The organism is Rhodanobacter sp. Col0626, assembly GCF_049994385.1.
Taxonomy (GTDB): Bacteria; Pseudomonadota; Gammaproteobacteria; order Xanthomonadales; family Rhodanobacteraceae; genus Rhodanobacter.
This window is the reverse complement of the sequence record NZ_CP188260.1, coordinates 741,557-764,494: the sequence shown is the minus strand read 5'-3', so window position 1 is coordinate 764,494 and position 22,938 is coordinate 741,557. Positions and strand designations below refer to the sequence as shown.

The following is a 22,938-nucleotide window of genomic DNA, read 5'->3' as shown; positions in this document are numbered from 1 at the left end:
TTTCATCACGGGCTGTTCCGGCCCTGGGTGCAGCGGCTGCCAGCCGCATGCCATGGCAGCCGACCCGGCCGCAGCACAGCCCGCCGCTGCAGGAGTCTCCATGCACGATCCACTCGCTTCGCTGTATCCGCACCACCTGACCACCGTGCGCGAACGCGCCGACAAGGCGCTCGCCGCGGGCGGCTTCGATCATCTGCTGATCGCCGCCGGTACGCCGTTGCGCAAATTCCTCGACGACCAGGACTATCCGTTCGTCGCCAACCCGCATTTCAAACACTGGCTGCCACTGATCGACGCGCCAGGCAGCTGGATCGCGTACACCCCGGGCAGCAAGCCGAAGCTGATCTTCGTGCAGCCGCGCGACTACTGGCACGTGGTGCCAGAAGCGCCGCATGGTTACTGGGTCGAGCATTTCGATATCGTGATCGTGCGCAGCGCGGCGGAGGCCATCGCGCAACTGCCCGCCGGCAAGTGTGCGGTGATCGCACCCAACCCCGCCATCGACGGCGTCGAGGTCAACAATCCCCAGCCGGTACTCGCCTACCTGCACTGGCACCGCAGCTACAAGACGCCGTACGAACTGATGTTGATGCGCGAAGCCAGCCACATCGGCACGCGCGCGCACCGTGCCGCCGAGGCCGCGTTCCGCGCTGGTGAAAGCGAGTTCGGCATCCACCTGGCCTATCTCGCTGCCGCGAAACAGATCGACGCTGAACTGCCTTACGCCAGCATCGTGGCCTTGAACGAACACGGCGCGGTACTGCACTACACGAACTTCGATCGCGTCCTGCCTGCGCACAGCCGCTCGTTCCTGATCGATGCCGGTGCCAGCGCCGCCGGTTACGCCAGCGATATCACCCGCACCTACGCCGTGCCGCAGGCGGCCGAATTCCAGGCGCTGATCGATAGCGTCGACGCCGCCCAGCGGGGCTTCGTGGCAAAGGTACGTGCCGGCCAGAGCTATCCCGAACTGCACATCCATGCGCACCACGTGCTGGCCGGTGTGCTGCGCGAGCACGGCTTCCTGCGCATGAGCGCAGAGAGCGCGGTCGAATCCGGCGTGACCAGCGCGTTCTTCCCGCATGGCCTCGGCCACCCGATCGGCCTGCAGGTACACGACGTCGCCGGATTCCAGCAGAGCGAACGTGGCGGCATGATCGCCCGTCCGGACGGGCATCCGTATCTGCGCATGACTCGCGTGCTGGAGCCGGGCATGGTGGTGACGATCGAGCCCGGCCTGTATTTCATCGACATTCTGCTGGCCGAACTGCGCAACAAACCCGTCGCCGCCGACATCGACTGGGCGAAGGTCGACGCGTTCCGCCAGTACGGCGGCATCCGCATCGAAGACGACGTGGTGTGCACCGACGATGCGCCAGAGAACCTGACGCGCGACGCGTTCGCGCAGGCCGGCTGAGGCGTCGAACTCTCGTCGTAGCCACCCCGTATACTTGCCGGATCGGAGGTCGACCGACCTCCGCTATCGGCCGGGGGGCGTCCGCAACACATGGAGTCGACGGAAAACAGCATCGACCTGAGTCCGACCCTGATCGTCGAGGACAACGGTCCGATGCAGCAACGCCTGCTCCGGCTGCTGGTGGAGCTGATTGGATCGGACACGCAGATCACCACGGCCGGCAGCATCGCCGCAGCCAAGGCACACCTGGACGAGAACGCCGGCGGCACGGCCCTGGTCGATATCGGCCTGCCTGATGGCAACGGGATCGAGCTGATCGCATGGCTGCATGAGCACCGGCCGCAGCTGACCATCGTGGTGATCTCGGCATACGGCGACGAGGAAACGGTGCTGGCCGCGCTACGCGCCGGCGCCATCGGTTATCTGCTGAAGGAACGCGAGGACATCGAACTCAGCCTGGCACTGCAGAGCATCCAGCGCGGTGGCGCACCGATCGATCCCTTTGTCGCTCGGCGCATCCTGACTCTTTTGCCGGCCGCGCCCCCTGCATCGAGCACACCGGGCGCCCCGGCAAGCGATAACGACCACGCCCTGTCCGATCGCGAAACCGAAATCCTGCATTTGGTGGCACGCGGCTACAGCAACCGCGAGATCGCCGAGATGATCGCGCTATCGCGCTTCACCATCGAGGGCTACACCAAGACGATCTACCGCAAGCTGGCCGTTGGCTCGCGCACCGCTGCGGTGTTCGAGGCCAAGTCACGGGGATGGCTGCATTGAAGTCGCACCAGCGGCAGGCATGGCTTGCATGGCTGCTGCTCTTGCTGGTTACCGGAATATCGCACGCACAAACCGCGACACCAGCCTTGACGATACTCGACCGCGCCGAAGCCGCGCCGTCCGGTTGGAACGCCACCGCGCCACCTGCCAGCGGCTGGGTGCCAGTCAAGTTGATGGACCAATGGAACACCCGCTGGCCGCAACATGACGGCGTGGTGTGGTATCGGCTGCACTGGCACCAGCAGGATGCCGCCGTGCCGCTCGGCTTGCTGCTCGACTACGTCTGCATGGTCGACGAAGTCTGGGTCAACGGCAGTCTGGTCCATCGCGATATCGGCCTGACCGAGCCACTCGCACGCGCCTGGATTGCGCCGCAGTATTTTCTGCTCGATCGACCCTTGCTGCGCGCAGGAGACAACACGCTGCTGGTGCGCATCTCGGGGCTGGCCGCCTACCAGCCCGGCCTGGGCAAGGTCACCCTCGGCGATCCGACGGCGACGCAGGCGTTGTACCGGCACGGGATGTTCTGGCGCTACCACATCCAGTTGTTCGACTTTGCGTTGAGCACCGTATTGGGCGTGCTGTTCTTCATGTTCTGGCTGTTGCGGCGCAAGGAAACGGTGTTCGGCTGGTACGCCGTGACCACGCTGCTCGGCGCAGGCTATGCCTGGAACTACGTAGCGTCGAGCCCGTGGCCGTTCGACAACACCGATGCCTGGGAAGCGATGAACGCCGCGCTGTTCGCCGCCTCGTGTGCTGCTTTCCTGGTGTTCCTGTTGCGCTTTTGCGAGCGGCGCTGGCCACGTTTCGAGCGGGTACTGCTGGTGGCTGCTGCGCTCGCGCTGGCGACGGCCCTGCTGTTTCCCCACTACATGGGCCCGTGGCGCAACGCATGGATCTGGCCAACCGTGATCGTCTACTACGCTGCCACGATACTGTTCCTGTGGCATGCCGCGCGCACGCCACGCGTTGATGTGCGCGTCATGGGTCTGTGCCTGCTGCTGCCCACCCTGGTATCGATCCGCGACCTGGCGGTGTTCCTGCAATGGATCCACAGCAGCAATTACGACCTGAGCGTGCTGACCTCGCCGCTGAGCCTGGTCAGCATGGGCTTTGCCATCGCCTGGCGCTTTTCCACTGCAATGCGTCGCGTGGAAGGCTTCAACGCCGAGCTGCAACAGGAAGTGGAAACCGCCACCGCCCGGTTGTCCGACACGCTCTCGCGCGAACACACGCTGGCGCTCAGCAACACCCGCATCGGCGAACGCCTGAACCTGGTGCGCGACCTGCACGACGGCTTTGGCGGCAGCCTGCTCGGCGCCATCGCCACCCTGGAGCAATCGCCGCCGTCACCGGAAACCACACGCAGCATCGCCACCCTGAAGGAACTGCGCGACGACCTGCGCCTGGTCATCGACACCACCACCCACGAGCAGGGCGCCGACATCATCGGCCTGCTCGCGCCACTGCGCCATCGCTGGAGCCAGCGGCTGGAAGCCGCCGGCATCGACAGCCGCTGGCGACTGGAAGGCCTGGATGACCTGCACCTGGGGCCCGCGCGCAGCCTCGATTTGCTGCGCCTGTTGCAGGAGGCGTTGACCAACGTGCTCAAGCACAGCGGTGCCCGCCGCGTGGATATTCTCGTTGCCTGCGACCCAGGACGCCTGCAAATACAGGTATGCGATGACGGCCGCGGCTTCGACCCGCAAACCCATGGCGCCACGGGTGCCGGCCTGTCCAGTCTGCGCGCCCGCTGCAACCGGCTGGGTGGCGAACTGGCGACGACGACGTCCCCCGGTAACGGCGTCATGCTCAGCCTCGACACCGCCCTGTAATTGCCAAAGCAAGTCATTCCACAGCACAAGAGTCCAAAACGACGATGGCCGGAACGTCGTCTACTCGTCTGAAACGATTTCCAGCTGCGTCGCCATGAGCACCCCGGCCCGCCGTGCCCGATTCAGCGCGTGCCGCACGCTCAGCTCGTCGATTTTCGCGGCACGCCGCGCGTAATCGGCAATCTGGTAACGCAAGTCCGTCACTGGCACGCCATCGATCCACGAGCGTGGTGGCAGCACGTTGCCGTCCTGGCATGCCAGCCGTATCTTGAGCAGCAGCGGCGAATAGCCCAATGGCTTTTCAGCCGGTTCGTTGCAGAAGAAATTGAAGGAGCCACGGTCTGGCTGCGCAGGAAGATCGAAGTCTCTCGCATCTTCGACCTTCAGCATCAATCCGTGTAATTGGCCATATTCGTTGCCGAAGCGTTCGACCGCTAGCCGCACCGTTTCCCAGAGCGCATGCGCGTCGCCATCATGAGGAAATTGCAATTTCACCAGTATTCGCCACAAGGGCTCCATGCCCGGCGACTCGAAACGCAATTGTTTGCTCTGGAGATACGCGGCGAAACCTCCGGCCACGACCATCTGTGCGCCGACCTTCTCCAGCGGGCGCTCCAGGCAAGTCTGCAGCTGCCGCAGATGTTCGGTAAACACCGCACCGTTCTTGGCGATCCAGGCGGCGCGCGCCTGTACCTTCGGCGCCATCCAGTCCGAGAGGAATTTCGCGATCTGTACGCGGCTCGCCATTCGCCGCTCCATCTCGTCATCTACACGCAGATCTTGCGGCAACTCGGGCGGGTTCTTGACAAGCACGGCAAACGCCGCATCGAATTGCTCGCGGATATCTTTATCCAGACGCAAATTATGTGCTTCGACAAATTGTGCGCCGATGCGAAACAGAAGTTCTTTCTCGGCGAAATCATCCAGCTGCCCGATCGTGTCTCGTGATTGTGGCAAGGCGTCCATGCGCTGCATGATGCCCGGGCCGGCGTCAGCCGGCTCGTGAACGAAAATCTTGACAAAGCGATTGATGCGCTTGGGCGCCTTCGCGACATTACCTCCAGGCAAGTAAGCCTCACGGATCATCATGAGGTACTCATTGAGGTAATAGTCACGTGCCGGATAGATCACGCCACTCGCGTCGACACATAGCGCATCCTTCATGGTCAAACGATGCCATTCCTCCTGCGCCGCCGGCTGGTCACGTCGCGGGATGCCAATATCGATCAGCTCGGCCTTGCAATTGGCGTGCTCGCTGGCAACGTCTGCATCCATGCTCACTCCGTCCGGCGCGGACGGCGGCACCGGCACGGCGGCGTCGATTTCGCTCGTGTATGCATGAAAGTCCTCTGCATGATCGATCATCAGTTGCGCGAACTCGATCTGGAACTCCGTCAATGTGCGCAACAATAGATCGTGCACCTTCGCGAACAATTCATACCAGCGCGCCTGTGGCAGGAACGGATTGATGACGACCTGCGTATCCCAGTCGTTCTCACCCTCACCTGGGGTACCAAGCCAGTAATTCAGCGCGCGCCCGCCCTTAAGGAAGAAAATTACCGAAGGCGTGTCGCACTCCTTGTTCAGCCGACCAATCCGGCGCCCGATTTCGGCAATTTTCTCTGCCAGCCACGCCCCCAGCCAGGACATGCGCGAACGATCATGCATCATCGCCGTGAGCTGACTGCTCAAGGCATTCCGTTGATCTTCGCTGACTGTCTCTGATGAGGTGATGCGATACGCCACAAGCAACCGGTACAGGTAGAACGAATCGATCAGATGGTTCATCCGTACGGAAGCCAGTGGATGCGGATCGCGGGCAGGTGGATCGCCGTCCTCAAAGCAGCGAGTCCTCGCACTACTCATGAAGAAGACGTCCTGGATGACCTCCGCCTGGGCATCACGTGCGTTGGCCGGATCGGCCAGTTCCTGCTCGATCGCGCGATGCCGATAGTAGTTTTCCGATGCCTGCAGTGGATGAATCGATGGGGCGCTCCAGGTGAAAGCCTGGTCGTTTTGCGGGGGCCATTCCAGCGACAGGCTGTTTCCCACACGATCCACCGCCACGGCCCCGAGCCGGCGAAGGCTGTCCTGTACCAAGAAAACCCCATGGCGCCGGCTGCACAAGAAACGAAGCCCCGCGCAACGACCAGCTGGACGGTCGATGGCACACACCCAGAGTGCCGATTCGTCGGCAAACGAGTAGACCGTCAGGTAGCGCGAGTCGGACAGAAGGGGTTGACCAACCCATGCAAACAATCGCGCGCACTCGGTGTCGATGCGGCTCGCCGCCCATTCATCGACAGTGTCCCTGAACCACAGATCCCCAGACAGCTTGGCGATAAAGTTGTCCCTGCCGCCCGTGTAGGTAGCACGCTTCACACATGCCTGCTTCGTCATCTCATTGAAGAATGTCGCGGGAGTACTTTCGACAAATTGCATGGGGTTGCTCCTATTGACGCAAGCGGCTCGTACTGGCGAGCCAAGTCTCGACATCCGTGATCTTTTGTCGCGCAACCTCATCCGCCTTGGCGGCCCATCGATCCATGGACAACGTGAAAGTGAAGCGCTGGACGACGAATCGCGACTGCCTGCTTTCGTGAACCACGTTCTTTTTCTTCTCGCGGTCGTAGCGCATCACGGCCTGGCACCAGTGCAGATGGGCCTGCACGTGGGTTTCCGCAACGGCAAGCACGTGCTGGGTGAACATTGTTGCCGAGCCCGAATAAGAACCATCGCCGCCATCGAACACGCTATGCGCCATGGTCATGATGGAACGCGTGACACGATTACGGTCGCGCACATCCATATCCGGCAACAGCGACGCGATAGCCTTGGCCATCGCGTCGCTGTTGCGATAGTCAAGAAGGTTCACGGCAGATTCCGAGCGTGCCGGAGGCCCGTCGAAGAACTGCATGGCATTGAGTCGGTCCAGGTAGAGCTGGAAAGCCAGGTACTCGCCACCCATGTTTGCGAGTGGGTTCCATGTCGATTGAGCCAAGGCCCTGCTCAGCACCGATGTGCAACCGGTTAGCGGGCTCAGCCGGAACGCGGCCACCCATTCGGCGTCAGCTCCTGAAGCCGACGCCTTGACCACGCACCGATCCGCGGCCAACGCCGCCTCGGCCTGCGGCCCGGCAATCATGGAATCGCTCTTGATGCCGTTGATACTCGCACCGATTCCGAGTGAGCCCAGCGGCACCGGGCTCGCGGAGGCGATCCAGGCGCCGATCGATGCATCGGGCACCCATTGAGGGAGGTCACTCATTACCTTTCCTACAACGTGTTCGCATCGGTCAGCCACTCCATGACGCTGGTGATCTGCTTGGCAGCCACCATGCGCGCGAAAATCGGCCAGGAATTGGTATCAAAACTCAGGAGCGCACGATTGACCTTGTAGTCCGCCTGCCGACTGGAGTGCTTGCCGTCGTGCTCGACCATCGACACTTCGCTGCTGTAAATGCCGACACTTACGCCCGTCGCGCCTACCGATACGACCTGTTGGCAGAACACGTTCATGGTTTGATGCTTGTCACTTGTCGCGGTGGCCGAGTGGGCCAGATTCTTCAGGCCTTGCGTGACGCGGTTGCGGTTTTCATCGATGACGCCTTCAAAGAGTTCGACGATCTCGCCGATCAGCTTGTCCCAGTTGTCGGTCTTTTGGTGCAGCGCCTTGTTGTCGGAATAATCGAGATGAAAAAAAGGTGCGTCCATCACCTTCCTTACATAGGCATTGAATTTGTCGGCATTGCCGTCGGTTGCGGGTAATTGCGGGTTGTAGCCGACAGCCTTGCGTGCAAGGCCAAGTACGGTCGTGGCCCCGGTGATGGGATACCGAACCAGCACCTCGGCGATCTTGCCCACATCGCTACCAGCACCCTTGAGTGCATCGTCTCCATCTCTTGCTGCCTGCCGCCCAAAGGACCCGCTGACGACGGCCGCGGCGGGCGCGTTGGCTCCATCGCCATTGGCGAGCTGAGGAAGCAGTACGGATGCATTCAGCCAGGGCCTGACCAGTCCGGTTTCATTCGAATCAAGCCAAATCTGCGCGGCTTCGAGGCGCGTTGCATGTGCGTTCATTGCGGGGCTCCCATGACTGAAGTGAAACGCCACCGGCAACTTCCGACAGCGCATATGTGTTCCGTGCCACAAGAGAAATAGCCTTCAACACGTTGATGCACAATCCCCGAAATCAGGGGTGTGATGTAACTCCATCTGGATCCCCCGAATCATTCGTCTTCCGGCCGCCAAATAATTGCCGCCGAACGAAGGCATGAAACCCGAGATTCGTTTCGCACGTCGACGACGAGCGGATCGCACAGATCGACAATGCTTCCATACGAGGTCTCGATAACCTTGGTCACATGCGATGCGGCTGCAACGGAACTTTGCAATCAACGCAGATGGTGGCGACGCTGGCCTCGTTGCTGATGCTCGGATCAACCGTCACCCTCACGTCCGTCTCCGGCAGACCCGCCGAGGGATTCTTCAATCCGGTGGCGCAGGACAAATTCGTGCACATGGTGAGCGCCGGCTACGTGATGGCGTGACGTTCGTGCTGTCGATCAGTGCGTGGTACCTGCTGCGCGGACGCAACGTGGATGTCGCCAGGCGCTCGATGACGGTGGCGGCCATCACCTGGCGGCCGCGGATGAGCCCGGCACTCATTGGCCGCCCCATCTCGCGACAACGCACGGCAGATTTCCGTCTCGCCGGCCACCCCTGATTTCGGGGGTACCGCCCCATCCACCCCCGAACTAAGGTGACGCCCTTCATGGTGACGCCGTTGGCGCAGCAATCGGCCATGCCGCACACAGGGGAAGAAAGTCGACGTACCAGCGCCTGCATTTCATTTCGGGCCCGCATACGGCGTGGCCGGAAGTCGAGGCGCGCTAGCACGCCACGATCCTGCCGCCGGTCCTGTTCGTCCACTTACACGATCCCAAGCTCTACTCGCGCAGCGTGCGCATCGTTTGATCCCACGCTCCCGGATAGCCAAAGACCATCCTCGCCTTTCCAGCCACTTCCACTTCAACGTTCGCAACACCACGGGGGCAACACCATGAATCGCACTTACTGCCTGGTCTGGAACCGCGCGCTACGCGTGCTGCAGGTGGCCTCGGAATTGGCGCATGCGCCGGTTACGGCGTCGGATGGGACGCCAAGTTCCAGGCGAACATTGGCGCCGCGGCCATTGGCGTTGGCGTGTGCGCTTGCCTTGGGCGGACTCCTTCTGGGTGCCTCGCCACCAGCGTACGCAGATGGCGGCAGGGGCGGCTATTCCGGCGCAGGAGGTGGTGGCACCACCAACAGCACCACCGGCATGGCTTCCAACGGCGGTAACGGCACGCTTGGAGTCAACGTCGGAGCCGGCGGCGGCGGCGGCGGCGCGGGCATCACCGGCGGTTCCGGTGGCACAGGCAGCCCGGAGGGTGAGGGCACTTCGGGTGGCGCCGGTGGTACCGGCGGTAGCGTTGCCATGAACGGCATTGGAGGCAGCGGCATCAATGGTGCGGCCGGCGGAGGGTTTTTCGGATCCGGTGGCGGTGGTGGTGGCGGTGGCGCATTCGGCGCGATCACCGCCACATTTCCGTTGAGCTACAGCACCATCACCGGTGGCAACGGCGGTAATGGCGGCGACAGCAATGGTGGTGGCGGTGGCGGCGGTGCAGGTGGCTACGGTGTATTCATTACCGGTGCCGGCGGAACAAACACCGCAACGATCAACGGCGGAAATGGAGGCAAAGGCGGCAACAGCACAATCGACTTTGCCCAAGGTGCCGGCAATGGCGGCGGTGGTGGCACCGGTGTTTTCTTTGCAAATGGCAGCAATGGAACACTGATCAATACGGGTGTCATCACCGGCGGCCATGGCGGCATGGGTGGCAACGGTGCGGGTGGTTACAGCGGCAACAGTGCTGCTGGAGGGGTTGGCATCGTCACCACCGGTGGCAACAGCATTATCAACAGCAACACCATCAGCGGCGGCCTTGACGGCAGTGGCAGCACCCGCGCTGATGCCGTGTTGTTCGGCGGCACTGGCAATACGCTCAATCTCAAAACCGGATCCAACCTCATCGGCAACCTGGAACTTGCCAACAATGCCGGCGCCACCATCGCCGCGCAAAACAGCGGCATGACGCTCGGCAACAACATCGTGCTCGGCGGCGGCTCCAGCCTGGGGTTCAATGGCAGCACCGCGGGTCTGACCGTGTCCGGTGTCATCTCCGGCAGCGGCGCATTGCAGCAGGTTGGCGGCGGCACAACCGTGCTGACCGGCAACAACAGCTTCAGCGGCGGCATTGTCATCAGCGCCGGTACGCTGCAGATCGGCGACGGAACTGCAAATGGTGCGATTGGCGCGGGCGATGTCACTGACAACGGCGCGCTGGTGTTCGAAAACACTGCCTCTACCACCATCGCCAACAACATCACCGGCATCGGCACGGTGACGCAGCAAGGCACGGGCCTGCTCACCTACATCGGCACCAACACCTACAACGGTGCCACCACGATCCGTGCCGGCACGCTCGCCTTGTCCGGCAGCGGCAGCATCGCCGGCTCCAGCGATGTGACTGTCGCCAGCAATGCCGCCTTCGACATCTCCAACACCACCAACGGTGCGTCGATCGTTTCGCTGGATGGCGCGAGCGGCAGTACAGTGAACCTGGGCACACGGACACTGACACTGACCGGTGCCAGCGGCACGTTCGCCGGCCAGATCATCGGCAACGGCGGACTCACCGTGAGCGGCGGCACGGAAACGCTCAACGGCTTCAACAGCTACACCGGCGCCACCACCATCAACCACGGAGCCACCCTGATCGACCTTACCAGCGTGCAGGCGCTGACCACGACCAACGCGCTGAATCTTGACAACGGCACGCTGCAGCTGACGAATGCCAGCCTGACCACATCGGCACCGGTGACACTCGGCGCTGGCGGCGGCACCTTCAACATCACCCCGACGGGCGGTTCGAGCCGTTACCTGGAACTGGATGGCCTGGTCAGCGGCAACGGCAGCCTGACTTTCACCAGCAACGGTCAGAACACGCTGACCCTGACCAACGGCAACAACAGCTATAGCGGCGGCACCACGATCAACGGTGCCTATCGCACCGCGGTGAGTGCCAACAGCACCGGCGCGCTGGGCAGCGGGCCGGTCAGCGTGGGTGGCGACGGCTCATCTCCGACCAACATCCTGGCGTTCTACGGCAGCGCGACGACGCCGACCAGCGCGGGTTCGCTGGCCATTACCGTCAACGGCACCAGCGATCTGAACTTCGGCCAGTACAGCAGCGCAGGCAACGCCACCATCGACAACCACGGTGCCGCGGCGACGACGAATTTCTACATCAGCAGCGATGCTGGTAACGCCACCATCAACAATACGGGGCAATACGGCACCATCGCGTTCCAGGGCGGCAATGCCGGCAGTGCAGTCATCAGCAACGTTGGCCAAGGGCTTTACACCGCCAAAATCACGTTCGACGATGGCTACGGCGGCAACGGCAATCCGGTGGCTTCCGATCTGGGCAGCGTCAGCATTACCAATGCCAGCGGTGGCACGACCTACCTGTCCGGTCACACCGACGCGGGCAGCGCCGTGCTGACCAACCAGGTCGGCGGCATCATCCAGTTCCAGGCATCATCCACTGCCGCAGGCGCGATCGTGGCGAACGGAGTCGGCGGTGAAGTGGATGTGTTGTATCGCGATGCGACCGCCACCAACCTTTCCATCGGATCGCTGTCGGGCGGCGGCGACGTGGTGCTGGGCAGCAGTTACGACGCCAACTACAACGTGGTGCCGATCACCTTGACCCTCGGTGCATTGAACCGGGATGACGTCATCGATGGCGTGATCTCCGATGTCGACTCCGGCGGCGCCAGTTACGGCGATGCACTGGACAAGCTCGGCAGCGGCACACTGACGCTCAATGGTGTCAATACCTATACCGGCCTCACCGACGTGCAGGCCGGCACCCTGATCGTGGGCGACAGCGCACATGCCACTGCTTCGATCGCCGGCGATGCGCAGGTGGATCAAGGCGCCACCCTGGACGGCCACGGCATGATCGGCGGCGACGTCGATGTCGCCGGCGGCGCACATCTGGCACCGGGCGACAGCATCGGCACACTCACCGTGGGCGGCAACCTGAGCATTGCGCAGGACGCCCGGCTCGACTTCGAGTTCGGAGCACCGGGAGCGAATCTACAGACGGCCGGTACGGGCGACAGCGTGAAGGTCGGCGGCAGTCTCGAACTGGATGGCGCCGTGCTCAACATCACCGACGCAGGCGGCTTCGGACCGGGCCTGTACAACCTGTTTGCCTACGGCGGCAGCCTGACCGAAACCCACGGCGGCATCAGCCTGGGCACGGCGCCTGGAGGCCTTTATACGATCCAGAACCTTACCGCCGACAAACAGATCAACCTGCTCAACATCAGCAGCACGGTGCTGAATTTCTGGAATGCGAACGGTCTGGCCAGTGCGACGCAGATGGGTGGCGGCAGCGGCACCTGGACCATGGCCTCGCCGAACTGGACCGACGCGGCGGGCAGCGTGACGGCAGCGATGCAACCGCAACCGAGCTTCGCCATCTTCGGTGGTGCAGCGGGTGCCGTGACGGTGGACGACAGCGCCGGCAACGTCGACACCACCGGCCTGCAGTTCGCCGGCAACGGCTATGCGCTGACCGGCGATACGCTGACTCTCGTCCGCACCAGCGGCGACGCACCGGTCATCCGGGTGGGCGATGGCAGCGCCGCGGGCGCGGATTATGTCGCCACGATCAACAACGTACTCGCCGGCACCGACGGCCTGACCAAGAGCGACCTCGGCACCTTGGTGCTCACCGCCAGCAACACCTACAGCGATGGCACCACGATTACCGGTGGCACCCTGTCGGTGGCCCGCGACGCCAATCTTGGCGCCGCCAGCGGCGATCTCACCCTGGACGGCGGCACCTTGCAGGTCACCGGCACCGCGTTCAACGGCACCTCACGCGACATCATGCTGGGCAGCCAGGGTGGCGGCTTCGATATCGCCGACACCGGCAACACTTTCACCGTCACACAAGCACTCGACGGAACCGGCGCATTGGTCAAACGTGGTACAGGCACCCTGCTCCTCACCGGTGCGAACAGCTATGCGGGCGGCACCACGATCGACGCCGGCACGTTACGGGGCGACAGCACCAGCCTGCAGGGCAACATCATCGACAACGCCGCGCTGACATTCGATCAGCATGCCGACGGCATCTTCGCCGGCAGCCTCTCCGGCAACGGCACACTGACCAAGACCGGTGCGGGCCTGCTCGTGTTCAACGGCAACAACACATTCAGCGGCAACACCACGGTACAGGCCGGCACTCTGGAAGTGGGTGATGCGAACACGGTTACCGCCTTCCTCGGTGGCGACGTGCAGGTAGCAGCTGGCGGCACCTTGCGCGGACACGGCACCATCGGCGGCAACCTGGTCAATGACGGCACGCTTTGGCCCGGTGGCTCGATCGGCACACTGACCGTACACGGCAACTACACCCAGAACGCCCATGGCGTGTTCAACATCGATGCCCTGCCCAGCGGCCAGACGAGCCAGCTTGTGGTGGGCGGCAAGGCGACCATCCTTGGCGGCAGCACGGTGGTGCTGGCACAGGCGGGCAATTGGGCGCCGCGCACCGATTACACTGTACTCATCGCTACCGGTGGAGTCAGCGGGCAGTTTGCCTCGGCCAGTGCCAGCCTGCCGTTTCTCAATCCGGTATTGAGCTATACAGCCAACGCGGTGAACCTCGCGCTGCAACGCAACGACATCAGCTTCGCAAGTGTCGCGCAGACACCGAACCAACGCGCCACTGCGGCAGTGGCCGATGGATTCGGCTTCGGCAGCGCGGTGTATACCGCATTGACGACGCTTGATGCACCGACGGCGCGACATGCCTATGACCAGCTCTCCGGCGTGATCCATGCCAGCACCCGCAAGGCGCTGATCGACGACAGCCGCTATGTGCGCGATGCCATCGACCGCCATCTGCTGGGCCTCGGCCATGACGTCAACGAAGGTGCGACGGCCGACGGCCTCAGCGTCTGGACCAGCGCATGGGGACACGGCGGACACGATGCCGATGACGGCAATGCGGCCACGCTGCAGGCCAACGGCAGCGGATTGCTGTTCGGTGCCGACCTGCCGCTCGGCAACAGTCGGCTTGGCGTCGTGCTCGGCCATGGCCAGAACTCGACCCAGTCGAACAGCGTAGGCTCGTCGGCGCACGTACTCGGCAACCATGCCAGCCTCTACGGCAGCAGCGCGTTCGGTGCATTCGCGCTTCGCGCGGGCGTGGCCTATGCGTGGCAGGACGTGCACAGCAACCGGACGGTCGCATTCGGCAACTACAGCGACCGGTTGACCAGCCAGCATCATGCGCAGACTGCACAGGCCTATGTGGAAGGCGGTTATCGGTTCGACGTGAGCCTGAATCAGCAACTGGAGCCATTCGTTAACCTGGCACGTGTGCGTGTTCATGACGATGCCCTGCGGGAAGGCGGTGGGGACGCCGCGCTGGCGCTCGACGGCAACAGCACTTCGGTGAACACCGCCACGCTGGGCCTGCGCGACACGCTGGCACTCGATGCTGCCGCCGGCATCCATGCCCACGCCAGCCTTGGCTGGCAGCAGGCCTGGGGTGATCTGACACCAGTCAGTTCGATGCGCTTCGTGGCCGGTGGCGACAGCTTCGCGATCGCCGGCATGCCGGTGGCGCGGCATGCCGTGACCACCGATCTCGGCATCGACTTCAAGCTGGCAAAGAACGTCACCGTGGATGCCAGCTATCTCGGCCAGTTCGCCAGCGGCGTGCGGGACCAGGGCGCACGCATGAGCCTGACCGTGACGTTCTGAGGAAGATCGCATGCCGCGTGCCCGCGATGACGGCGCGGGCACGCGGCATGCTGTTCGCAGCATGTGCAATCCGCGCGCATTGCCGCAGGCTGCGACATTGCTCCGCACGACAGCGTCACGCGACGGGCGTATTCTCGGCGGCATGTGAGGCACGGGGTCACCGCATGTCCCTTTCGTCTGTCGAACCGGATCGCCATGTTCTGCCGCACCGTCCGCTGCGTCGGCTGACGGTGGAGCTGTTTGGCGTCGTTGCACTGAAGATCATGCTGCTGACGCTGATCTGGTGGGTGGCCTTCGCGCCGCAACCGAAACCCGATGTCAGCCCGGATGCGGTTGCGCACCGGCTGGCACCGACATCGCAAACCCCGACCGAAGGCCACCCATGATCATCGATGCCGATGTCGTCACGCTGTCGCGCCTGCAATTCGCGCTGACCGCGCTTTACCACTTCCTGTTCGTGCCGCTGACACTGGGACTGGTATGGATCCTCGCCATCATGGAAAGCGTCTACGTGATGACGGGGCGCGAAGTCTGGAAGCGCATGGTGCAGTTCTGGGGCGTGTTGTTCGGCATCAATTTCGCGATGGGCGTGGCCACCGGTGTGACGATGGAATTCCAGTTCGGCATGAACTGGGCGTACTACTCGCATTACGTGGGCGACATCTTCGGTGCTCCGCTGGCGATCGAGGGACTGATGGCATTCTTCCTCGAAGCGACGCTGATTGGCGTGTTCTTCATGGGCTGGGATCGCATCTCGCGCATCAAGCACCTGCTGGTGACCTGGTTCCTGGCGTTGGGCACGAGCCTGTCGGCGCTGTGGATTCTGATCGCCAACGCATGGATGCAGCATCCGGTAGGCTCCGAATTCAACCCGGCGACGATGCGAATGGAAGTGACCTCGTTCTCCGAGGTGTTCTTCAATCCCGTGGCACAGGAGAAATTCGTGCACACGGTGAGTGCCGGCTATGTGCTGGGTGCGATGTTCGTGCTGTCGATCAGTGCGTGGTACCTGCTGCGCGGGCGCAACGTGGATTTCGCCAAGCGTTCGATGACGGTGGCGGCGAGTTTCGGCCTGGCCGCATCGCTGTCGGTGGTAGTGCTGGGTGACGCCTCCGGTTACACCGTGTCGCTGAACCAGAAAATGAAGATGGCGGCGATCGAGGCGATGTGGCACACCGAGCCGGCACCTGCCTCGTTCACGCTGATGGGGCTACCGAACGTGCAGCGGCGCACTACCGACTACGCGGTGAGAATCCCGTGGGTGATGGGCCTGATCGGCACTCGGTCGCTTGACGAAACCATGCCCGGCATCGCCGAACTGGTGGACGCTGCCAAGGGCCGTATCGGCACCGGCATCCAGGCCTACGACGCGATGCTGGTGCTGCGCCAGGACAAGGACAACGCGCAGGCAAAGGCCACGCTCGCGGCGCACGACAAGGACCTGGGCTACGCGCTGCTGCTGAAGAAATACGTGGACGATCCGCGCAAGGCCACGCCGGCGGATATCCAGAAGGCGGCCGACTCGACGATCCCGAACGTGCCGGTGCTGTTCTGGGCGTTCCGCATCATGGTCGGCTGCGGCTTCTACTTCATCGCGCTGTTCGCGTTCTCGTTCTGGAAGGCCGGCACGCGCAAGCTGGACACGCAGCGCTGGTACCTGCGGCTGGCCCTGTGGAGCCTGCCGCTGCCGTGGGTGGCGATCGAACTGGGCTGGATCGTGGCCGAGTATGGCCGCCAGCCATGGGCGATCGAAGGTGTGTTGCCGACTGCGCTGGGGGTGTCGTCGGTCAGCGCCGGACAGGTGATGACCTCACTCGGCGGCTTCCTGCTGTTTTACACCGCACTGGCGATCGTCGACGTGACCTTGATGCGAAAGTTCATCCGCAAGGGACCCGACGGGCTGGGTATCTGGCCGCAGGTCGGAGCCGATCCGTCGCACCGCCCATCGATGCAGGACTAGGAGCGCGCCATGTTCGACTACGCCACGCTGCGGGTGATCTGGTGGGCCCTGCTCGGCACGCTGCTGATCGGTTTCGCGATCATGGACGGCTTCGACTTCGGCGTCGCCGGCCTGTTGAAGATCCTCGGCCGCGACAACGAGGAGCGACTGGTGCTGCTGGAAGGCATCGAACCGACCTGGGAAGGCAACCAGGTGTGGTTCATCCTTGCCGGTGGTGCCACGTTTGCGGCCTGGCCGATGCTTTATGCGGTGTCGTTCTCCGGCATGTACCTGGCGATCGCGCTGGTGCTGCTGGCCTTCATCCTGCGCCCGGTCGGCTTCAACTTCCGCGGCAAGATCCACGATCCGCGCTGGGCTTCACTGTGGGACTGGGTGCTGACCGGGTCGGGCCTGGTGGTGATGCTGGTCGCGGGCGTGGCCTTCGGCAACCTGTTCCTGGGCTTGCCGTTCCAGTTCGACGGCGACCTGCGCATGAGCTGGCATGGCGGTTTCTTCGACCTGTTGCATCCGTTCGCGCTGCTGTGCGGACTAGTGTCGCTGAGCATGCTGCTGGCCCATGGCGCGTGCTGGGCGGCGCTGAAAGCGGACCACGTGATCGCCGCGCGCGCGGTGACGATCGCCCGCTGGATGACCCTGGTGTTTGCCGCGCTATACGTGCTGGCAGGCGTATGGCTGGCCTACGGCATTCCCGGTTACGCGGTGGCCGGTCCGGTGGTGACCGATGGCGTGTCCAATCCGCTGTACAAGCAGGTCGCTTACGGCGGCAGCTGGTTTGCCGGCTACATGCAATATCCGTGGTTCTGGATCGCGCCGTTGTTGGCACTGATCTCCTCGGTCTGCGTGCAGGCCCTGATCGGCCGGCGCAATATCACCGGCTTCATCGCCAGCGGCCTGATGGTGGGCAGCACGATCGCATCGGCCGGTTTTGCGTTGTTCCCGTTCCTGCTGCCCTCGCGTCTCGATCCGCGCTCCAGCCTCACCGTGTGGGACGCCTCGTCCAGCCGTGGCACCTTGCAGCTGATGTTGCTGGTCACGGCGGTGTTGTTGCCGATCGTCATCCTCTACACGAGCTGGGTGTATCGGGTGATGCGCGGACGGGTCACGTTGGAACAAATCCGCAAGGCGCACGGCGGCTATTGAATGGCGACGGCGTCGCTCCCGCAATTTCGCTGACCAGAGGGTTTATCGACATGTGGTATTTCTCATGGATCCTCGGGCTTGGGCTGGCCTGCGCCTTCGCGATCCTCAATGCGATGTGGTACGAAGTGCACGCTACCGATGAGGCGAATCGACAGCGCGACGATGCGGAACTGCCCGACGAGTTGAGCTAGCGCGCGGCCAACAGCGCTTCGATCGCCTCGGCATCCTTTGGCACCGCGGCGGTAAGCACTTCGTTGCCGTCGCGGGTCACCACCACGTCGTCCTCGATGCGGATGCCGATGCCGCGCCAGCGCTCGGCGACGGAGCGGTCGTCCGGCGCCACGTACAGGCCCGGCTCCACGGTCAACACCATGTCCGGTTCCAGCAGGCGCGACTCGCCGTCGACGCGATAATCGCCGACGTCGTGCACGTCCAGTCCTAGCCAGTGACCGGTCTTGGCCGGAAAGAAGCGCTGGTAGCTGCCCTCGGCAATCGCCTTGTCGGCACTGCCCTTGAGCAGACCGAGCTCGCACAGGCCCTCGGCCAGTACACGCACAGCCGCGAGGTGCGCGGCGTTGAATGGCCGGCCCGGCCGCACTTCATCGATCGCCGCCAGCTGCGCTGCCAGCACTACCTCATACAATGCACGCTGCTCGCGGCTGTAGCGACCGTTCAGCGGAAACGTGCGGCTGATATCCGACGCATAGCAGTCCAGCTCGGCGCCGGCGTCGATCAGCAGCAGATCGCCATCGCGCAACGCTGCGCGATTGCTCTGGTAGTGCATCACGCACGCGTTGGCGCCACCGGCGACGGTGGCTGAAAACGCCGGCACCGCACCGCGGCTGCGAACCACCCGCAACAGTTCCGCTTCGACCTCGTACTCGAGTCGCCCCGGCGTGGCAATCTGCATCGCGGCCAGATGCGCATCCACCGCAATCGCGGCGGACGCGCGCATCAATTTCAACTCCGCGCGCGACTTGTACAGTCGCAAGTCGTGCAGCAGGTGGCCGAGGGCCACGAATTCCTTCGGCACCACTCCGCCACCCCGCAGCTGGCGCAGTCGGCGCATCCAGCCGAGCAGTTGCGCGTCGAATTCGGGCTCGCGGCCGAAATGGCAATACACGCGGCCGCGGCCCTCGATCATGCCGGGCAGGATGTCGTCGATATCCTCGATCGGAAACGCGTCATCCATGCCGTAGTCGGCCACCGCGCGCTCGGTACCGATCGACGGACCGTGCCAGCGCTCGCGCGCCGGATCATGTTCGCGGCAGAACAGCACCACCTCGCCGTGCTTGCGTCCCGGCAGCAGCGCCAGTACCGCGTCGGATTCGGGAAAGCCGGCCAGGTAATGGAAGTCCGAATCCTGCCGATACGGCCACGCCGCATCGGCATTGCGCATGCGTTCGGGTGCGGCGGCGACCAGCAGTACGGCGTCTTCGCCGGCCATCTGCATCAGTTGGTGGCGACGGCGCGCGAATTCTTCCGTGGCAATCGCCAGCGCGGCCAGCTTCGGCACCGCGGGAATCAATGCAGGGTGTCGCTGGCTGATGGATCCGCTGCAGTGCACTCGGTGTGCAGCAGCAACGCAGCGACCCTTACGAACTCCTGCACTTCGATCAGCGCGTCCTCGTCCTCGGTCTCATCGCCGAAATCGAAAGACGAAGCCGCGACCGTACCAAGGTCGCGCAGGATTTCCTGCGCCTCGTCCGACAGGTTCGCATGCGCCGAGGTGCCGGCAAGCCCGAAGCCACCGAGGAAGCCGCGGCACCAGTCGACCATGGCCTCGGCGCGCTCGGCCAGCGGGCGGTCATCTTCCGGCAACAGCGGTTGGAAGCCGAGTTCCGGGTCCGCCAGTTCGGACGCGCACTGTCTGGCCAGGCGCTGCAGCAGAGCCAGATCCTCCGGCGATGGATCGGTCGCCTCGCCGTCGAGCTGTAACGCCGCCAGCACGGATGTGCCGCGCAACGAGCCGCCGCCAGCCAGGTAACCGCACAGCGAGCCGTGCAGTTCGCTGGCTTCGGTGCCCAGGCGCAGGCGCATGATCAGCGCGTCGATATCGTCGTGGCCCACAAGCCCGGTAGCCGTCATGGCGATGCTCCTTCAAGGGAATGCCGGTCAGTTTAATGCAGTAGGCGGGCCCGCCATCCGCATGGCTGCCGGTCGGGCTGATTTCCGCTGGTGTCCTGTTATAGTTTCGAGCATGAGCACGCCCGACCCCGTTTCGTCCGATCACGCCACATCCGATCCGGTCCATCAAGAGTTGGCCGCATTGGGCCGGCAGCTTGATCGCCTGCTCGATACCGTACGTCGGCTCAACGAGGAAAACCGCAGTCTGCGCCAGAGCCAGGAACAGTTGTCCGGCGAGCGCGCTGGCTTGCTGGCGCGCAACGAACAGGCCCGCAGCCGCGTCGAGGCAATGATCCAGCGGCTCAAATCGCTAGAAAGCAACGGCTGATAGAAACCATGTCCAGCAGTGAACCTGTCGCGCTGCGACTGATCGACCGAGAATTCCTGATCGCCTGCGCGCCGGAAGAGCGCGACGGGCTGCTCGAGGCCGCCGGTTTCCTCGATCGCAAGATGCGCGAACTGCGCGCGAACGCCAAGGCGCCGAGTTTCGAGCGGCTGGCGGTGCTCACCGCCATCAGCGTGACGCACGAATTCCTCAGCCTGCGCAAACAGCATGACAGCCAGGAGCAGCGTCTCAGTGACGGCCTTGCCGCGTTGCGAAGCAAGCTTGATGCCGCTTTCGACAGCGAGCCGGTCAAACGCTGAGCCGGAATCGCTGCATGAACCGGATCGTCCGCCGGCAGTAGCGCATTGCAGGGCAAACGCCTAAAATCAGAGCCGGCGTTTTCTGCGATGTTCGCCAGCACACTCTTACATTTGCCTTGTTCCTACATACGGCCCCGGGTCGGCTTCACATCGGCTGTTGTGCATGTCCGCCACGTGCGGAAAGCCTTGAGGCCATGTAGCCCTCCCACCTGATCCATCTTGGATCAAGGTCGTTTGGTGTGCAGCGGCATCGCGGTTTACGCCACCTCATTCCCGCCCCGTTCGTCCCGCGACGAACGGGGCGAATTACGACGGAGCTACGCGAAACGTGGACGCCACCGCCCAACGCCGCGAGCTGCGCCAGAGCCTGGCCGAACGTCGCCGTGCGCTCTCCCCGCCCGAACGCATGGCCGCTGCACAGGGCCTGCGCCGCAGCCTGGAACAGCTGCCCGAATACCTCACCGACGCTCGCGTGGCCGGCTATTGGGCCAGTCATGGCGAGTTGCCTTTGAATCTGGTGATCCCGCCGCTGGCCATCCGTGGCCAGCAGTTCCTGTTGCCGGTGATCGGCCCGGGCCGGCAGCTGCGTTTCGCGCCCTGGCAATCGGGCGACGATGTGCAGCCGAACCGCTACGGCATCCCCGAGCCGGTCGAACCCGGGGAACTGCTGGAACCGTTCCAACTGGACCTGGTGTTCGTGCCATTGCTCGGGTTCGATCGTCGCGGCAACCGGCTTGGCCACGGCGGCGGCTATTACGACCGCAGCTTCGCCTTCCTCAACGACCAGGTGCGCCCGACCGAGCCGCTGCTGATCGGTATTGCCTATTCGTTTCAGGAGTTGCCGCAGATCGACGAAGAGACGTGGGATGTCCCGCTCGATTTCGTCGCCACCGAGCGCGAACTGATCGACTGCACCACGTCCGATCCTCACCACGAGACAGGCGCATGAAACACTGGCTGATGAAATCCGAACCCGAGGCGTTCTCCATCGACGATCTCAAGCGCAAGCGCATCGAGGCGTGGGACGGCGTGCGCAACTATCAGGCACGCAACTTCATGCGCGACGGCATGCGTCCCGGCGACAAGGTGTTTTTCTATCATTCCAACTGCGCCGAACCAGGCATTGTCGGTATCGCCGAAGTGGCGGGCGACGCGTACCCGGATCCGAGCCAGTTCGATAGCAAGAGCAAGTATTTCGACCCGAAGAGTTCGCGCGAGGAGCCGCGCTGGATGCTGGTTGACGTGAAGTTCGTGAAGAAGCTCAAGCGCACGATCACGCTGGACGAGCTGAAGGGCCACGAGGCGCTGGAAGACATGGCGCTGCTGCGCAAGGGCAACCGCTTGTCGGTGATGCCGGTGGCCGCCGGCGACTGGCGCTACATACTCACGCTCGAATGATCGCGCCCCGTCGCTATTTACCGACCCACTGGACAGCCCCATGAGCAACGTCAACGAAAAACGCCAGGCCGGTGAGGCCGCGATCCGCTACGTCGAGGACGGCGCCATCGTCGGCGTCGGCACCGGTTCCACCGTCGCCTTCTTCATCGATGCGCTGGCCGATCTGAAAGATCGCATCCAGGGCGCCGTCTCCAGTTCGGAACAATCCACTGCGCAGTTGAAGAAGCTTGGCATCCCGGTGCTCGACCTCAACGCCGCCGGCCCGCTGACGATCTATGTCGACGGCGCCGACGAGTGCGATCCTTACAAGCGGCTGATCAAGGGCGGTGGCGCCGCGCTGACGCGCGAGAAGATCGTGGCGGCAGCGAGCGAGAAGTTCGTCTGCATCATCGACTCCAGCAAGCGGGTCGACCTGCTCGGCAAGTTTCCGGTGCCGATCGAGGTGATCCCGATGGCGCGCAGCCTGATCGGCCGCGAGATCGTCAAGCGCGGCGGCCAGCCAGTGTGGCGTGACGGCGTGGTCACCGACAACGGCAACTGGATCATCGACGTCCATGGCTGGCAGATCGCCGATCCGGCCGCGCTGGAAAGCGAACTCAACCAGCTACCCGGCATCGTCACCGTTGGCCTGTTTGCGCGGCGGCCGGCGGATGTGGTGGTGATCGGCGACCGGGAGATGTGATTCGCTACGCCACTGCGTTCATGAAAAACGGCCCAAGCGGGCCGTTTTTTGTTT

At 63.6% G+C, this 22,938-nt stretch carries 18 protein-coding genes, 1 other RNA gene and 1 pseudogene; 15 read left to right on the top strand and 5 right to left on the bottom strand.

The window, feature by feature from the left end; translation table 11 throughout:
* Positions 1-100: 100 nt before the first annotated feature.
* The 3 genes from pepQ to ACPPVV_RS03110 all read left to right on the top strand — a co-directional run bounded on the left by pepQ (position 101) and on the right by ACPPVV_RS03110 (position 4,032).
* Positions 101-1,417, top strand: a complete 1,317-nt coding sequence (gene pepQ, locus ACPPVV_RS03120; protein ID WP_426702020.1) for a Xaa-Pro dipeptidase — start codon at positions 101-103, stop codon at positions 1,415-1,417.
* A 90-nt stretch (positions 1,418-1,507) separates the two neighbouring features.
* Positions 1,508-2,197: a response regulator gene (locus ACPPVV_RS03115; protein WP_426702019.1), complete on the top strand. Its 690-nt coding sequence runs from the start codon at positions 1,508-1,510 to the stop codon at positions 2,195-2,197.
* Entirely contained in the window at positions 2,185-4,032 is a 1,848-nt protein-coding gene (locus ACPPVV_RS03110) for a sensor histidine kinase (protein ID WP_426702018.1), read from the top strand. The genes ACPPVV_RS03115 and ACPPVV_RS03110 overlap by 13 nt, the downstream gene beginning before the upstream one ends.
* A 60-nt stretch (positions 4,033-4,092) precedes the next feature.
* Here ACPPVV_RS03110 and ACPPVV_RS03105 read toward each other — a convergent pair whose 3' ends face one another.
* The 3 genes from ACPPVV_RS03105 to ACPPVV_RS03095 are packed head-to-tail and all read right to left on the bottom strand — an operon-like array spanning position 4,093 to position 8,112.
* Positions 4,093-6,474: a hypothetical protein gene (locus ACPPVV_RS03105; RefSeq protein ID WP_426702017.1), complete on the bottom strand. Its 2,382-nt coding sequence runs from the start codon at positions 6,472-6,474 to the stop codon at positions 4,093-4,095.
* Between the two features lie 10 nt (positions 6,475-6,484).
* On the bottom strand, positions 6,485-7,300 hold the full coding sequence (locus tag ACPPVV_RS03100) for a hypothetical protein (protein WP_426702016.1): 816 nt from the start codon (positions 7,298-7,300) through the stop codon (positions 6,485-6,487).
* An 8-nt stretch (positions 7,301-7,308) separates the two neighbouring features.
* Positions 7,309-8,112, bottom strand: a complete 804-nt coding sequence (locus tag ACPPVV_RS03095) for a hypothetical protein (protein WP_426702015.1) — start codon at positions 8,110-8,112, stop codon at positions 7,309-7,311.
* 407 nt (positions 8,113-8,519) lie between these two features.
* Here ACPPVV_RS03095 and ACPPVV_RS03090 point away from each other — a divergent pair.
* The 6 genes and pseudogenes from ACPPVV_RS03090 to cydX all read left to right on the top strand — a co-directional run.
* Positions 8,520-8,665 (top strand): annotated as a pseudogene (locus ACPPVV_RS03090) (cytochrome ubiquinol oxidase subunit I); the annotation flags it as partial.
* A 429-nt stretch (positions 8,666-9,094) separates the two neighbouring features.
* Entirely contained in the window at positions 9,095-14,932 is a 5,838-nt protein-coding gene (locus ACPPVV_RS03085) for an autotransporter-associated beta strand repeat-containing protein (protein ID WP_426702014.1), read from the top strand.
* 164 nt (positions 14,933-15,096) lie between these two features.
* Positions 15,097-15,318, top strand: coding sequence for a cytochrome oxidase putative small subunit CydP (cydP, locus tag ACPPVV_RS03080; protein WP_426702013.1), 222 nt, complete (start codon positions 15,097-15,099; stop codon positions 15,316-15,318).
* Positions 15,318-16,892 carry a cytochrome ubiquinol oxidase subunit I gene (locus tag ACPPVV_RS03075; RefSeq protein WP_426703151.1) on the top strand — a complete coding sequence of 525 codons (1,575 nt, stop codon included), beginning with the start codon at positions 15,318-15,320 and terminating at the stop codon, positions 16,890-16,892. The genes cydP and ACPPVV_RS03075 overlap by 1 nt, the downstream gene beginning before the upstream one ends.
* Positions 16,893-16,901: 9 nt before the next feature.
* Positions 16,902-18,032 (top strand): cytochrome d ubiquinol oxidase subunit II, encoded by a 1,131-nt coding sequence (cydB, locus tag ACPPVV_RS03070; RefSeq protein ID WP_426702012.1) that lies wholly within the window; start codon positions 16,902-16,904, stop codon positions 18,030-18,032.
* A gap of 50 nt (positions 18,033-18,082) precedes the next feature.
* Positions 18,083-18,223: a cytochrome bd-I oxidase subunit CydX gene (gene cydX / locus ACPPVV_RS03065; RefSeq protein WP_426702011.1), complete on the top strand. Its 141-nt coding sequence runs from the start codon at positions 18,083-18,085 to the stop codon at positions 18,221-18,223.
* Here cydX and ACPPVV_RS03060 read toward each other — a convergent pair.
* Both ACPPVV_RS03060 and ACPPVV_RS03055 read right to left on the bottom strand, forming a co-directional pair.
* Positions 18,220-19,560, bottom strand: a complete 1,341-nt coding sequence (locus ACPPVV_RS03060) for an aminopeptidase P N-terminal domain-containing protein (RefSeq protein ID WP_426702010.1) — start codon at positions 19,558-19,560, stop codon at positions 18,220-18,222. The two genes, cydX and ACPPVV_RS03060, sit on opposite strands and share 4 nt — an antisense overlap.
* Positions 19,557-20,120, bottom strand: a complete 564-nt coding sequence (locus tag ACPPVV_RS03055; protein WP_426702009.1) for a UPF0149 family protein — start codon at positions 20,118-20,120, stop codon at positions 19,557-19,559. Before ACPPVV_RS03055 ends, ACPPVV_RS03060 begins: the two co-directional genes overlap by 4 nt.
* 112 nt (positions 20,121-20,232) lie before the next feature.
* On the opposite strand from ACPPVV_RS03055, the gene ACPPVV_RS03050 reads away from it, so the two are divergent.
* The 6 genes from ACPPVV_RS03050 (at position 20,233) to rpiA (ending at position 22,884) form a co-directional block, all read left to right on the top strand.
* Positions 20,233-20,487, top strand: a complete 255-nt coding sequence (locus ACPPVV_RS03050; protein WP_426703150.1) for a TIGR02449 family protein — start codon at positions 20,233-20,235, stop codon at positions 20,485-20,487.
* An 8-nt stretch (positions 20,488-20,495) separates the two neighbouring features.
* The gene (locus ACPPVV_RS03045) at positions 20,496-20,804 is read left to right on the top strand and encodes a cell division protein ZapA (protein ID WP_426702008.1); all 309 of its coding nucleotides are present in this window, start codon (positions 20,496-20,498) and stop codon (positions 20,802-20,804) included.
* 76 nt (positions 20,805-20,880) lie between these two features.
* A non-coding RNA gene (gene ssrS / locus ACPPVV_RS03040) (6S RNA) lies at positions 20,881-21,067 on the top strand.
* Positions 21,068-21,132: 65 nt separating this feature from the next.
* Positions 21,133-21,753: a 5-formyltetrahydrofolate cyclo-ligase gene (locus ACPPVV_RS03035; RefSeq protein WP_426702007.1), complete on the top strand. Its 621-nt coding sequence runs from the start codon at positions 21,133-21,135 to the stop codon at positions 21,751-21,753.
* On the top strand, positions 21,750-22,202 hold the full coding sequence (locus ACPPVV_RS03030) for an EVE domain-containing protein (protein ID WP_426702006.1): 453 nt from the start codon (positions 21,750-21,752) through the stop codon (positions 22,200-22,202). Before ACPPVV_RS03035 ends, ACPPVV_RS03030 begins: the two co-directional genes overlap by 4 nt.
* Before the next feature lie 40 nt (positions 22,203-22,242).
* Positions 22,243-22,884: a ribose-5-phosphate isomerase RpiA gene (gene rpiA / locus ACPPVV_RS03025; protein ID WP_426702005.1), complete on the top strand. Its 642-nt coding sequence runs from the start codon at positions 22,243-22,245 to the stop codon at positions 22,882-22,884.
* Positions 22,885-22,938: the final 54 nt, after the last annotated feature.

Excerpts from the sequence above, each read along its gene's own strand:
- pepQ (WP_426702020.1), top strand. The coding sequence starts at position 101 with ATGCACGATCCACTCGCTTCGCTGTATCCGCACCACCTGACCACCGTG.
- ACPPVV_RS03115 (WP_426702019.1), top strand. The coding sequence starts at position 1,508 with ATGGAGTCGACGGAAAACAGCATCGACCTGAGTCCGACCCTGATCGTC.
- ACPPVV_RS03110 (WP_426702018.1), top strand. The coding sequence starts at position 2,185 with ATGGCTGCATTGAAGTCGCACCAGCGGCAGGCATGGCTTGCATGGCTG.
- ACPPVV_RS03105 (WP_426702017.1), bottom strand. The coding sequence starts at position 6,474 with ATGCAATTTGTCGAAAGTACTCCCGCGACATTCTTCAATGAGATGACG.
- ACPPVV_RS03100 (WP_426702016.1), bottom strand. The coding sequence starts at position 7,300 with ATGAGTGACCTCCCTCAATGGGTGCCCGATGCATCGATCGGCGCCTGG.
- ACPPVV_RS03095 (WP_426702015.1), bottom strand. The coding sequence starts at position 8,112 with ATGAACGCACATGCAACGCGCCTCGAAGCCGCGCAGATTTGGCTTGAT.
- ACPPVV_RS03085 (WP_426702014.1), top strand. The coding sequence starts at position 9,095 with ATGAATCGCACTTACTGCCTGGTCTGGAACCGCGCGCTACGCGTGCTG.
- cydP (WP_426702013.1), top strand. The coding sequence starts at position 15,097 with ATGTCCCTTTCGTCTGTCGAACCGGATCGCCATGTTCTGCCGCACCGT.
- cydB (WP_426702012.1), top strand. The coding sequence starts at position 16,902 with ATGTTCGACTACGCCACGCTGCGGGTGATCTGGTGGGCCCTGCTCGGC.
- cydX (WP_426702011.1), top strand. The coding sequence starts at position 18,083 with ATGTGGTATTTCTCATGGATCCTCGGGCTTGGGCTGGCCTGCGCCTTC.
- ACPPVV_RS03055 (WP_426702009.1), bottom strand. The coding sequence starts at position 20,120 with ATGACGGCTACCGGGCTTGTGGGCCACGACGATATCGACGCGCTGATC.
- ACPPVV_RS03050 (WP_426703150.1), top strand. The coding sequence starts at position 20,233 with ATGAGCACGCCCGACCCCGTTTCGTCCGATCACGCCACATCCGATCCG.
- ACPPVV_RS03045 (WP_426702008.1), top strand. The coding sequence starts at position 20,496 with ATGTCCAGCAGTGAACCTGTCGCGCTGCGACTGATCGACCGAGAATTC.
- ACPPVV_RS03030 (WP_426702006.1), top strand. The coding sequence starts at position 21,750 with ATGAAACACTGGCTGATGAAATCCGAACCCGAGGCGTTCTCCATCGAC.
- rpiA (WP_426702005.1), top strand. The coding sequence starts at position 22,243 with ATGAGCAACGTCAACGAAAAACGCCAGGCCGGTGAGGCCGCGATCCGC.